13 protein-coding genes are annotated in these 12,234 nt (G+C 65.2%); 8 read left to right on the top strand and 5 right to left on the bottom strand.

Annotation, left to right across the window (positions count from 1 at the left end):
- Positions 1-286: 286 nt before the first annotated feature.
- From dusA to ACVWZ5_RS22290, 3 genes are all read left to right on the top strand, one after another.
- A complete protein-coding gene (gene dusA / locus ACVWZ5_RS22300) occupies positions 287-1,294 on the top strand; it encodes a tRNA dihydrouridine(20/20a) synthase DusA (protein WP_457340859.1) in 1,008 nt (335 codons plus the stop codon).
- A 214-nt stretch (positions 1,295-1,508) separates the two neighbouring features.
- Positions 1,509-2,429 (top strand): transaldolase, encoded by a 921-nt coding sequence (tal, locus tag ACVWZ5_RS22295; RefSeq protein ID WP_062574598.1) that lies wholly within the window; start codon positions 1,509-1,511, stop codon positions 2,427-2,429.
- Positions 2,430-2,554: 125 nt separating this feature from the next.
- The gene (locus ACVWZ5_RS22290; RefSeq protein ID WP_457340858.1) at positions 2,555-4,408 is read left to right on the top strand and encodes an alkaline phosphatase D family protein; all 1,854 of its coding nucleotides are present in this window, start codon (positions 2,555-2,557) and stop codon (positions 4,406-4,408) included.
- A 47-nt stretch (positions 4,409-4,455) separates the two neighbouring features.
- Here ACVWZ5_RS22290 and rssC read toward each other — a convergent pair whose 3' ends face one another.
- Together rssC and rssB are read right to left on the bottom strand one after the other, a co-directional pair.
- Complete coding sequence (gene rssC / locus ACVWZ5_RS22285) at positions 4,456-4,938, bottom strand: anti-sigma factor antagonist RssC (protein ID WP_023631332.1); 483 nt, start codon at positions 4,936-4,938, stop codon at positions 4,456-4,458.
- Entirely contained in the window at positions 4,935-6,119 is a 1,185-nt protein-coding gene (gene rssB, locus ACVWZ5_RS22280) for a two-component system response regulator RssB (RefSeq protein WP_028692716.1), read from the bottom strand. Before rssB ends, rssC begins: the two co-directional genes overlap by 4 nt.
- A 269-nt stretch (positions 6,120-6,388) precedes the next feature.
- Here rssB and ACVWZ5_RS22275 point away from each other — a divergent pair, with 269 nt between their 5' ends.
- Entirely contained in the window at positions 6,389-6,688 is a 300-nt protein-coding gene (locus ACVWZ5_RS22275; protein ID WP_028692717.1) for a PilZ domain-containing protein, read from the top strand.
- A gap of 51 nt (positions 6,689-6,739) precedes the next feature.
- Here the strand turns inward: ACVWZ5_RS22275 and ACVWZ5_RS22270 are convergent, their stop codons facing one another.
- Positions 6,740-7,447, bottom strand: a complete 708-nt coding sequence (locus ACVWZ5_RS22270) for an MlaA family lipoprotein (protein ID WP_343581049.1) — start codon at positions 7,445-7,447, stop codon at positions 6,740-6,742.
- 188 nt (positions 7,448-7,635) lie between these two features.
- Here ACVWZ5_RS22270 and ACVWZ5_RS22265 point away from each other — a divergent pair, with 188 nt between their 5' ends.
- Both ACVWZ5_RS22265 and ACVWZ5_RS22260 read left to right on the top strand, forming a co-directional pair.
- Positions 7,636-8,187, top strand: coding sequence for a phosphonoacetaldehyde phosphonohydrolase-related protein (locus ACVWZ5_RS22265; RefSeq protein WP_336196847.1), 552 nt, complete (start codon positions 7,636-7,638; stop codon positions 8,185-8,187).
- A gap of 123 nt (positions 8,188-8,310) precedes the next feature.
- Positions 8,311-8,574 carry a DUF4404 family protein gene (locus ACVWZ5_RS22260; protein WP_028692720.1) on the top strand — a complete coding sequence of 88 codons (264 nt, stop codon included), beginning with the start codon at positions 8,311-8,313 and terminating at the stop codon, positions 8,572-8,574.
- A 33-nt stretch (positions 8,575-8,607) separates the two neighbouring features.
- Here ACVWZ5_RS22260 and queF read toward each other — a convergent pair whose 3' ends face one another.
- Together queF and ACVWZ5_RS22250 are read right to left on the bottom strand one after the other, a co-directional pair.
- Positions 8,608-9,438, bottom strand: coding sequence for an NADPH-dependent 7-cyano-7-deazaguanine reductase QueF (queF, locus tag ACVWZ5_RS22255; protein WP_096049734.1), 831 nt, complete (start codon positions 9,436-9,438; stop codon positions 8,608-8,610).
- A gap of 68 nt (positions 9,439-9,506) precedes the next feature.
- Complete coding sequence (locus ACVWZ5_RS22250) at positions 9,507-10,022, bottom strand: cupredoxin domain-containing protein (RefSeq protein ID WP_457340857.1); 516 nt, start codon at positions 10,020-10,022, stop codon at positions 9,507-9,509.
- Positions 10,023-10,179: 157 nt separating this feature from the next.
- Here ACVWZ5_RS22250 and ACVWZ5_RS22245 point away from each other — a divergent pair, with 157 nt between their 5' ends.
- Positions 10,180-10,860: a heavy metal response regulator transcription factor gene (locus ACVWZ5_RS22245; RefSeq protein WP_084941388.1), complete on the top strand. Its 681-nt coding sequence runs from the start codon at positions 10,180-10,182 to the stop codon at positions 10,858-10,860.
- Positions 10,860-12,203, top strand: coding sequence for a heavy metal sensor histidine kinase (locus ACVWZ5_RS22240; protein WP_457340856.1), 1,344 nt, complete (start codon positions 10,860-10,862; stop codon positions 12,201-12,203). Before ACVWZ5_RS22245 ends, ACVWZ5_RS22240 begins: the two co-directional genes overlap by 1 nt.
- The last annotated feature ends 31 nt before the right edge of the window (positions 12,204-12,234 follow it).

Genomic DNA, 12,234 nt, shown 5'->3' with positions numbered 1-12,234 from the left:
CACAGCTACAACAACTACCTGTCGCCAATAGCCATGGAGCAGCAGGCGGCTTGATCACCGTAATCGGTGTCCGGAAAAACTTGACCAGAACAAGGGCGCTCCTACAGGGGGCGCGGCCACCTGTACGAGCGGCCTTGTGTCGCGAAGGGTGGAAAACCGCAGAGGCTGATCGCCGATCAAACCGGACGAATCCCGCCATGCTTGGTAAACTGACCGTCATTCACTCTTTCCATCGCCAGCCAGCGCACCCCGCCGCCTGGCTTCGCTGAGTTCGTGTCCCAGACTTATGCATTCCCAAGCCGCTACACCCACATCCCTGCGCCCCGAGCCATCCCGCCGCTTCTCCGTGGCGCCCATGATGGACTGGACCGACCGCCACTGTCGCTTCTTCCTGCGCCTGCTCTCCCAGCACGCCCTGCTCTACACCGAGATGGTCACCACCGGCGCCCTGCTGCACAACGATGCCCAGCGTTTCCTGCGCCATGACCCATCCGAGCACCCGCTGGCCCTGCAACTGGGCGGCAGCGTGCCGGCGGACCTGGCTGCCTGCGCGCGCCTGGCCGAGGAGGCCGGTTACGACGAGGTCAACCTCAACGTCGGCTGCCCCAGCGACCGGGTGCAGAACAACATGATCGGCGCCTGCCTGATGGGCCATCCGGGTCTGGTGGCCGATTGCGTCAAGGCCATGCAGGACGCGGTCGGCATCCCGGTCACGGTCAAGCACCGCATCGGCATCAACGGCCGCGACAGCTACACCGAGCTGTGCGACTTCGTCGGCCAGGTGCGCGACGCCGGGTGCCGCAGCTTCACCGTGCATGCGCGCATCGCCATCCTCGAAGGCCTGTCGCCCAAGGAGAACCGTGAGATCCCACCGCTGCGCTATGACGTGGCGGCGCAGCTGAAGGCCGACTTCCCGGACCTGGAACTGGTGCTCAACGGCGGCATCAAGACCCTCGACGAGTGCCGCACCCACCTGCAGACCTTCGACGGCGTGATGCTCGGGCGCGAGGCGTACCACAACCCGTACCTGCTGGCCGAGGTCGACCAGCAGCTGTTCGGCAGCGCGGCGCCGGTGGTCAGCCGGGCCGAGGCGATGGAAAAGCTGCGTCCGTACATCGTCGCGCACATGCAAAGCGGCGGCGCGATGCATCACATCACCCGGCATATCCTCGGGCTGGGCCAGGGCTTCCCGGGGGCGCGGCGCTTCCGGCAGTTGCTGTCGGCGGACATTCACAAGACCAGCGAGCCGCTGAAGGTGCTGGACCAGGCTGCCGAGCTGTTGCAGGGGCGTTGAGGGAACCTGGGGCGGGGTTGGCACTCGAAGGGTTAGCCTTATACCGCGGCCCTGGCGTTGGCCGGTGCCGCTTTGCAGCCCTTCGCGGGGCAAGCCCGCTCCTACACAGGGGAGCGCGCTGCTTCCAAGGGTTTCCCGATACGCCTGCGACGGGCCTTGAGTGGCTGTCGGGGCTCGGGTAATGTCGAGTCATTGCACAGGACAGAGCACGCCCATGACCTCCAAGCTGGAACAACTCAAGCAGTTCACCACCGTCGTCGCCGACACCGGCGACCTGGACGCCATCACCCGCCTCAAGCCGGTCGACGCCACCACCAACCCTTCGCTGCTGCTCAAGGCCGCCGCCATCCCGGGTTACGCCGACCTGCTCAAGCAGGTCAAGGCCGATGCCAAGGGCAATGTCGACCTGGCCTGCGACAAGTTCGCCGTGTCGGTGGGCTCGGGCATTCTCAAGGTCATTCCGGGGCGCATCTCCACCGAGGTGGACGCGCGACTGTCGTTCGACGAGCCGGCGCTGCTGAAAAAGGCCCGTCAGCTGATCGAGCTGTACCAAGCGGCCGGTGTGCCGAAAGACCGCGTACTGATCAAGCTGGCCTCCACCTGGGAAGGCATCCGCGCCGCCGAGAAGCTGGAGAAGGAAGGCATCCAGACCAACCTCACCCTGCTGTTCTCCTTCGCCCAGGCCCAGGCCTGTGCCGATGCCGGGGTGTTCCTGATCTCGCCGTTCGTGGGGCGCATCTACGACTGGTACAAGAAAAGCACCGGCAAGGAATACGTCGGCGCCGAGGATCCGGGCGTGCAGTCGGTCACCCGCATCTACGACTACTACAAGACCAACGGCTACGACACCGTGGTCATGGGCGCGAGCTTCCGCAACATCGGCCAGATCGAGCAACTGGCCGGCTGCGACCGCCTGACCATCAGCCCCGAGCTGCTGCAGCAGCTGTCGGACGACCAGGGCGAACTGCCGCGCCTGCTCAAGCCGGGTAATGCCGGCGAGGCCAAGCAACAGTTGAACGAAAGCCAGTTCCGCTGGGCGATGAACGAAGACGCCATGGCCACCGAGAAGCTGGCCGAAGGCATCCGCCAGTTCGCCCGCGACCAGGAAAAGCTGGAAGCACTGATGGCTGGCTGACAAAGCCTGATACATCTTCGGCTTGATCGACGGGCGGTTAATGCAGAGCATTTCCCGCCCGTTTTTCGTTGGGGTGGCCATTCCCCGCGATAGGGCCATCAGCATCACACGAACCTGAGCCATCCATGCCCGCCACCGCTTCGCTCCCCCTCGTCCTCGCCGGCCCCATCCTGCGCCGCCTGGAACCGCAACGCCTGGCCATCTGGCTGGTAGGCTCGCAACCGCTGCAACCCGAATTCCTGCTCGAGCACACCGGCATCAACGCCACGATGCACGCTGAGGTGATCCCGGTCGGACAGCACGCCTTCATCCACCTGCTGGACATCCGCTTCGACCACCCGCTGCCCTGCAATGTGACGCTCGAATACGACCTGCGCCTAGCCAACGGCCAGGGCATCGCCCAATGGGCCCCGCACCTGCTCTACTCCGGAGCTAGCCGCCCCAGCTTCGTACTGCGCGATCGTCTCGACCAGTTGCTCCACGGCTCCTGCCGCAAGCCCCACCACCCGGCCGCCGACGGTCTGCTCTGCGCCGACCGCCTGCTTGCCGCCAACCCGCGCCCAGAAGCACGCCCCGCCGTGCTGCTGATGAGCGGCGACCAGGTCTATGCCGACGATGTCGCCGGCCCCATGCTGCGTGCCATCCACACGCTGATCGAGCGCCTGGGCCTGTTCGACGAGTCCCTCGATGGCGCCCTGGTCGACAGCGGCGCCGCGCTCTATCGCCACCCGGCCTGCTACTACCACCGCGCCGACCTGCTGCCGGCCCAGGAAGGCAACGACACCCTGCGCGAACGCTTCTTCGGCGGCAAGCGCAAGCCGATCTTCTCGTCCAGCAACGCCGACAACCACCTGGTGACCTTCGCCGAGGTCATGGCCATGTACCTGCTGGTCTGGTCGCCGCTGCCGTGGACGCTGGTGCGGATGGACATGCCAGAGGGCCTGACCGAGCAGCGCCAGGCCCGTTATCAGCGCGAACTGCCGCTGATCGAGGCGTTCCGCGACGGCCTCGGCCAGGTGGCGCGGGTGCTGGCCCACCTGCCCTGCCTGATGATCTTCGACGACCACGACATCACCGACGACTGGAACCTGTCGGCGCAATGGGAACAGACCGCCTACGGCCATCCGTTCTCGCGGCGCATCATCGGCAACGCCCTGCTCGGCTACCTGCTGTGCCAAGGCTGGGGCAACGATCCGGACGGTTGCGCGGCGCTGGTCGGGCAATGCCGGCAACTGAACGAGGCACGGGACGAGCTGATCGGCGAGCTGCTGCGCTTCCAGGGCTGGCAGTACGCGCTGCCCAGCAACCCGCCGCTGCTGGTGCTGGACACCCGCACCCGCCGCTGGCGCAGCGAAAGCAGCCTGGGCAAGCCCTCCGGCCTGCTCGACTGGGAGGCGCTGAGCGAACTGCAGCAGGCGCTGCTCGACCATCCTTCGGCGATCATCGTGTCGCCGGCGCCGATCTTCGGGGTCAAGCTGATCGAGACCGTGCAGCGGGTGTTCAGCGCCCTGGGCTACCCGTTGCTGGTGGATGCGGAAAACTGGATGGCCCATCGCGGCGCGGCGCAGGTGATCCTCAACATCTTCCGCCATTCGCGCACGCCGGGGCACTACGTGGTGCTGTCGGGCGACGTGCACTACTCGTTCGTCTATGAGGTGCTGATCCGCCACCGCCAACGCAGCCCGCACCTGTGGCAGGTGACCAGCAGCGGGATCAAGAACGAGTTTCCCCGGCGCCTGCTGGATGTGCTTGATCGGCTCAACCGCTGGCTGTATTCGCCGCGCTCGCCGCTCAACTGGTTCACCAAGCGCCGGGAAATGCAAGTGGTGCCGCGCACGCCTAGCCGCAGCAAGGCCGGGGAGCGGTTATGGAACAGCGCGGGGCTGGGGCAGGTGTTCTTCGATGGCCAGGGGCGGCCGGAGCGGGTGTATCAGTTGAATGCGGATGGCTCGCCGGCTACGGCGTTCATCCGGGACTGACACCATCGCGAAGCTCCCGCGATGGTGTCGGCAGGTTCAGCGCAGGATCAGGACCGCTCGAGCGCGCTCACCAGGTCATGGAACGCTTCACGGTTGGAGTCATTCAAGCCCATGAGGATCTTGTGCGCCTCCAGCACCTTGGAACGCACCACGCTCTCGTCCTGGTCCTGGGACGGCAGGTCGGTCAGGCATTCCGGGCACGGCACCGGGCGGTCGACGATGTTGAACACCTGGTCGAAGCCCATGGACTGCAGCAGGCGGGAAATGTCCGGGTTGGTGGTGACCACGGTCGGCAGCAGGCCGACTTTCTGCCGGGACAGGATCGACAGCTTGGCCAGCAGGCCGAGGGTGGTGCTGTCGATGCTCTCGGTTTCGGTCAGGTCGATGACGATGGCCGAGAAGTTCAGCGCGGTGAAGATCTTCTCGATCGTCGCATCCAGCGCCGAACACAGGGTCAGGCGCACTTCACCGACAAATTTCAGAACGAAGGTCCCGCTCTGCTCGGCGAACTGGATTCTACCAGTACTCATTCAAGGTTCCTGCTCAACACCAATAGGGCGATATCATCCGGCATCTCCCCAAGCGTAGCCAATTCGAATCGTTGGCGCAGCCCCTCCAGGCTACCACCTGCCGCCTTGACGATTTCCGGCAAGGCCGCTTCCTTATCTTTGAGTGTGTCCCCGGGCAAAAGGTCCAGAATGCCATCGGACATCAGGGTGAGGCTGAACTGCGGTGGCAGTTCCAGCACCTGGTCCTGGTAGCTGGCCTCGTCGAACAACCCCACCGGCAGGCCGCGGCCTTCGAGGTAGCGGGCCTGGCCCGGGGTGTACAGCACCGGCAGCGGCAAGTGGCCGCCGACGCTGTAGGTGAGCAGGCCGGTGTCCTCGTCGATGACGCCACCGACCATGGTCACATGCTTGCCCAGCTTGCAGTTGATCAGCCCACGGTTGATGTGGCTGAGCACCTGCGAAGGCTTGAACTCGCGCATCTTGCCGCCACGCTTGAATTCGAACAGCAGGCGCGTGGTCATGAACTTGAGCAGCACCGTGACGAACGCCGACGAGGCGCCGTGACCGGAGACGTCCGCCAGGTAGAAGGCGATGCGCCGGTCATCCACACGGAAGTAGTCGGCGAAATCGCCCGACAGGTACAGCGACGGAATGATCTGGTGCTCGAAGGCGAACTCGCCAGCCACCCAGGGGTTTTCCGGGAGCATGTTCATCTGCACCTGGCGACCGGCGGTCTGGTCCTCCTGCAGCAGGTGCAGGCTGGCCTCCAGCTCGCGGTTGGCCGCTTCGAGCTTCTCCCGGTAGCGCTGGTTTTCCAGCACCAGGCGCGAGCGGTCGAGGGCGCGGCGCACCGAGTGCTCGAGCACGGCCAGGTCTTCCAGGGGCTTGATCAGGTAGTCCGCCGCGCCCAGGCGCAAGGCTTCGACCGCGTCGCTCATGACGCCGGCACCGGACACCACGATCACCGGCAACTGCGGCGCACGCTCGCTGATCCGGCGGATCAGTTCAAGGCCGCCCATCTGCGGCATGCGCAGATCGCAGATCACGAGGTCGGGCTGGTGTGCTTCGAAGACCTGGAGGCCCTGCTGGCCGTTGCCGGCCTGAAGGACGCTGAAGCCGCTGTCTTCCAGATAGGCGGCGAGACTGGCACGGACCACCTCGTCGTCATCGATGATCAGCAGCGTTGCACTGGGTTTCTGCATGTGGGCGAACGGCGCCAGATTTGGGTTGGCGTAGCGACTGTGAAAGACCGACAGACGGCTACTGGAATGCTCTTTAGCCACTCTCTATTTGAGTTGTAGGACAAGAAGACTGGTCCGGCAAATAGCGAGGTGCCCTGTAAGGCGCTGACGGTACTCCCATCCGCCTGGCGTTTCAAGCATGGCAAGGAAGACTCCCCCGCACTTTACAGGGCAAATCACCCGGCGTTATAAGAAAGCACATCGGCGCAACCTGACGAAAGGATGCAAGCATGTCCCAGCCCCCCGTGGATTACAGCGAAAAACGCGATTTCATACGCATGCGCATTGAAGCCGAGGTCAGCCTGCTGCACGCCGGCCAGGTGATCAGCGCGGTGTGCATCGACCTCTCCAGCAGCGGCATGCAGGTCCAGGCACCGCAGCGATTCAAGGTGGGCGACCAGCTCGAGGTGCGCATCGACTCCGACCACGCCGCCCTCGCCGGCCTGCACGCCAGCACCGAAGTGGTGTGGATCGCCGACCAGCCCGGCGGCGCGCAGAAGTTCGGCCTGCGCATCCTGGCCATGCATTGAACTGTTACGAAAAAGGCGACCCGAAGGTCGCCTTTTTCGTAAGCCGGTCGATCAGAAGTCGTCTTCGACCTCGCCGTCCTTGACCTTGAACTCGCGGTTCTGCAGGTAGGCATTGCGCAGGAAGATGTACTTGTCGCCCTGGATCAGCTTCTCCGCCGACAGCAGGCTGGCGCGGGTGTCGATCACGTCCATCGCGAAGATCGAGTTGCGGGTCGGCACATGGTCGATGTAGCGGTAGGGTTCGGTGTAGGTGTCCGGGTACTTGGCCAGGCCGTCACGCACGGTGCTCGGGCCAAGGAACGGAATGACCACGTACGGCCCGCTGGGCACGCCCCAGTAGCCGAGGGTCTGGCCGAAGTCCTCGTCGCTGCGCTGCAGGCCCATCTTGGTGCCGACGTCGAAGAAACCGCCCAGGCCGAAGGTGGTGTTGACGATCAGCCGCGCCGTGTCGATGCCCGCCGCTCGAGGCTTGAGCTGCAGCACGTTGTTGGCCAGGTTGGTGACGTCGCCCAGGTTGCGGAAGACGTTGTGGATGCCATCCTCGAGGAACTGCGGGGTGACGTACTGGTAACCCTGGGCCAGCGGCTTGAGGGCATAGGTGTCGAGGACATCGTTGAACCTGAAGATCGGTCGGTTGACCGACTCCCACGGATCCTCCTCGGTTGCCGCCTGGGTGGCTGCCACGGGCGCCAGCAGCAAGCTGGCGCAGACACAGGCCTGGGTGACTCGCTCGATCACTCCGGCACCGATCCTACGCATAGATGTTTCTCCATCGGATTTCACGGCGGCAACGGCCTATGGCGCGCTGCTCGATAGGGCGCAAGTATACTGGCTTGCTGGCTGAACGGTAGTTTTACATATCTCTGTCAAGATTTCGTGAACAACTGTAGTCGTCATCCCTTGGTCACAATCGCCGGGTAGCTTGCGGGGTATTTAGGGACGTTGCCATGCAAGACGCACCCGCCTTCACCGCCGTGCTGTTCGGACTGCGCGGCTGCCTGGTCCAGGCAAACGACGGCAGCCCCATGCCCGCCCCCGGCGCCCTCGACTCCCTTCACCGCCTGCGCGCGCAGGCGGTGCCGTGCATCTGGCTCGACGAGCTCAGCGCCGCCCAGGGCAAGCGCCTGAGCAGCGTGCTGCCCGGCTGGCTACCGGGCCATCTGGTCAACGGCTGCAAATGGCCGGCGCCCAACGCCTGCTGGCAGGCGCTGATGAGCCTCGACAGCCAGCGCCTGGAAGGCTGCGTGCTGGTCAGCGGTGAGCCACGGTTGCTGCAGGCCGGGCTCAACGCCGGCCTGTGGACGGTGGGCCTGGCGGCCTGCGACCCCGGCCCCGGTCAATGGCAGGCCATGACCCGGCAGGAACAGGAGCGCACCCGTGGCAAGGCGACCCTGGCCCTATTCGGCCTGGGCGTGCACTCGGTGATCGATCACCTGGAATCCCTCGACACCTGCCTTGCGGACATCGCCCAGCGCCGGCACAGGGGCGAGAAACCCTGATACATCCCCGTTGATGCGGGTCATGCAAAGCTGCGGCAGGTGGATTACGCTAGAAGGCAGGCCAGAACCTTTACCGTGTCGCCGAGGTCCATGGCTTGCCAAGTCATTGATGGAGAACGAACAATGCCTGCCCGCGAACTGCAAGAGCAACTCGATAGCCTGCGCGAGCAACTGGACCGCAATCCACCGCTCTCGCTGGAAGAGCGCGACCACCTGCATGAACTGATGCAGCAGATCGAAGCCCAGATCAAACTCGAGGAAGCGACCAACGACAACAACCTGGTCGATGGGGTCAATACCGCCGTTGAACGTTTCGAGGCCGATCACCCAGACCTTACCGCCATCCTGCGCAATATCGCCAATCACCTGCACAGCATGGGGATCTGAACCGAATGGGGCCGCAAATGCGGCCCCATTACATTACTGACGCACCAATCGCAGGTTCTGCGGGTTGATCGCCCCAGTGCTGCGGTACGGGTTGATATCCAGCCCGCCGCGGCGCACATACCGCGCATACACCGTCAGGTGCTCAGGCTTGAGCAGGTTCTTCAGGTCCAGGTAGATCCGCTCCACGCATTGTTCGTGGAAGTCGGCATGCTGGCGGAAACTGATCAGGTAGGTCAGCAGGCTGGCATGATCCAGCGCCCGCCCCTTGTATTCCACCACCACGCTACCCCAGTCCGGTTGGCCGGTGACCGGGCAGTTGGATTTGAGCAGGTGGCTGTGCACGGTCTCTTCCACCACGCGCTCCGGCGCGCAACGCAGCAGCTCCGGTTGCGGCTGCTCGTAGTTGCTGATGTTCACATCTAGCGCGTCGATACACTGGCCCGGCAGCGTGGTCACGCCCTGCCCCTCTACCTCGGCCAGGGTGCTGACCTTGACCGCGACCGGCTTGCCGGCGGCGGCGGACAGGTCCTGCACCAGGCACGCCTGCAACGCCGCTACCGACTCGAACACCGTCTGGTTCAACGAGTTGAGGTACAGTTTGAAGGACTTGGACTCGATGATGTTCGGCGAATCGCACGGGATGGCGAACTCACCGATGGCCACCACCGGCTTGCCCGAGGGCAGCAGCCAGGAGAGCTCGAAGCAGTTCCAGAAGTCCACGCCCTGCCACGGCAGCGCGTCGCCACTCACGCCCAGCTCGGCCCATTTGGCCAAGCGGGGAATCGGGAACAGCAGCGAGGGGGTGTAGGTGGCGATGTATTCGCTGGACTTGCCCAGCGGGGAGTGTTCGGCGGCGGGATGCATGGAAACTGACCTGAAGGTTCGAAATTGCCCCTAGTCTACCGGTTTTGCACCCCGCCTTGGAGCCGTTGTCACTCGATGGTCAGCGGGCCGACCATGCCTGCCTGGTAGTGGCCAGGCACGTTGCAGGCGAACTCGATGGGCGCCGACTTGCGGAAGGTCCAGGTCAGCTCGGCGCGCTGGCCGGGCTGTACCAGCACGGTGTTGCCACCCGCATGACCGTGGCCAGCGCCCATCTGGCCGTGATCCATCTGGCCATGGTCCATGCCTTCGTGGTTCATGCCGGCAGTGAACATCTTGCCCTGCATGGCGATCATTTCCTTCTGGTGCTCGGCGTGCATGGCCTTGTCGCCCAGGTTGAACTCGTGGGGCAGCTTGCCTTCGTTGACCAGCACGAAGCGCACGGTCTCGCCAGCCTTGACCTTGATGCTCTTCGGTTCGAAGGCGATGTCCTTGAGTACCACCTCGATGGTGCGGGTGGCCTTGGCCGCCTCGGCCGGCTCGCCGAAGGCGAAGGGTTTGCCGTTGTCGGCAAAGCCCGGCAGGCTGACCAGTGCGAGGGCGGCGGCGATGAACAGGTGTTTCATGGGTGACTCCGGGTCGTTCTGGGAGAATGAGACCATTCTCGAAAAGGCTGGCTGGCAGATGGCTGACGGGAAGATTACAACTTTGTCAGCTTGGGCAGGCCGCCGGATCGTCACGTATCATTTCGGCATCACGTTGGCCCTAACCGTTGGTAAACACATGAAACTGCTGATCGTCGAAGACCAGGCCAAGACTGGCCAGTACCTGAGCCAGGGCCTGAGCGAAGCCGGTTTCGCCACGGAGCTGGCCAACGACGGCGACACCGGCCAGCACCTGGCCCTGACCGGTGACCACGACCTGCTGATCCTCGATGTGATGCTGCCGGGGCGTAACGGCTGGCAAATCCTCCAGGCCGTGCGCCAGGCCGGACTGGACACGCCGGTGCTGTTTCTCACCGCCCGCGATGCCGTCGAGGACCGCGTCCACGGCCTGGAGCTGGGCGCCGACGACTACCTGGTCAAGCCGTTCGCCTTCTCCGAGCTGCTGGCCCGGGTGCGCAGCCTGCTGCGCCGGGGTGCCAGCGCCAGCCAGGACACCTGCCTGAGCCTGGCCGACCTGCGCCTTGACCTGATTCGCCGGCGCGCCGAGCGGGCCGGCCAGCGCGTCGACCTGACCGCCAAGGAATTCGCCCTGCTCGAACTGCTGCTGCGCCGCCAGGGCGAGGTGCTGCCCAAGTCGCTGATCGCCTCGCAGGTCTGGGACATGAACTTCGACAGCGACACCAACGTCATCGAGGTGGCCATCCGCCGCCTGCGCCTGAAGATCGACGACCATCACGCCACCAAGCTGATCCATACCGTGCGCGGCATGGGCTATGTGCTCGAGGAGCGCCAGGACTGATGCGCCGCCTGTCCCTCGGCAGCCGCCTGGCGCTGCTGTTCGCCGCCTGCACCGCCAGTGTTTCGCTGGGTGCCGGCCTGCTGTTCAGCCGCGCCAGCGAGCAGCATTTCGTCGAACTCGACCAGCAACTGCTCAGCGGCCGCCTGTCGCTGATGCGCAGCCTGCTCGACGGCGTCACCACTCCCGAGCAACTGGCCACGCGCCTGCCGGGGCTGCTCAACGAGCTCAGCCACCAGTCCGACCTGGCCTTGCGCGTGCGCGCGGTCGACGGCACCACCTGGTTCGCCAGCCGCGGCGACCTGCCAGACGCCCCGGCCCAGCCCGGCCTGGCCACGCTGCATACCCAGGGCATCGACTACCGCGGACTGAGCCTGCCGCTGGACGAAACCCGGCCCGACTCGCCGCAGTTGACCTTGTTACTCGACATCACCCATCACCAGCACTTCCTGCAAGGCATGCAGCGCCTGATCTGGCTCACGGTCGGCCTCAGCGCGCTGGCCACCGCGCTGCTGGGTGCCTGGGCCGTGCGCCGTGGCCTGAAGCCGCTGCGGCGGATGGGCAAGGTCGCCGCCAGCGTCAACGCCCGCTCGCTGACCACCCGCCTGCCGGCCGCCGAGATGCCCGAGGAACTGGCCGAGCTGGCCGGCACGGTCAATGCCATGCTGCAGCGCCTGGACGATGCTTTCCAACGCCTGTCGGCGTTCTCCGCCGACATCGCCCACGAGTTGCGCACGCCGCTGTCCAACCTGCTGACCCACACCCAGGTCACCCTCACCCGCCCACGCAGCCTCGAGGAGTACCGCGAGGCCCTGCATGGCAATCTCGAGGAACTGCAGTGGATGGCCCAGCTGGTCAACGACATGCTCTATCTGGCCAAGGCCGACCACGGTCTGCTGATGCCCAATAGTCAGGCGCTGGACCTGGCGACCGAGGTCGATGCGCTTCTGGAGTACTACGCGCCGCTGGCTGAGGAAGCCGAGGTCAGGCTGTCTCGCGAGGGCCAGGCGCATGCCGAGGGCGACCGGCACATGCTTCGCCGGGCCTTGTCGAACCTGCTGGACAACGCCCTGCGCTTCACCCCGGCGGGCGGCGAGATTCGTGTGAGCCTTGCGCCGGGGTTGCGCATCGAGGTGGCCAACAGTGGCCCGGCAATCGCCCCGCAACTGCTGGAGCGGCTGTTCGACCGTTTCTATCGGGCAGACCCGGCGCGCCAGGAGGGCAGCAGCGAGCATGCGGGTCTGGGGCTGGCCATCACCCGCTCGATCGTGCAGGCGCACGGCGGGAAGATTCGGGCCCAGTGCGAAGGTGGGTGGACGCGCTTCGTGATCGAGTTGCCTGCGTAGCCTTCATCGCGGGGCAAGCCCGCTCCCACGC

The organism is Pseudomonas sp. TE6283, from assembly GCF_054060555.1.
This window is presented reverse-complemented; position numbering and strand designations above follow the sequence as displayed.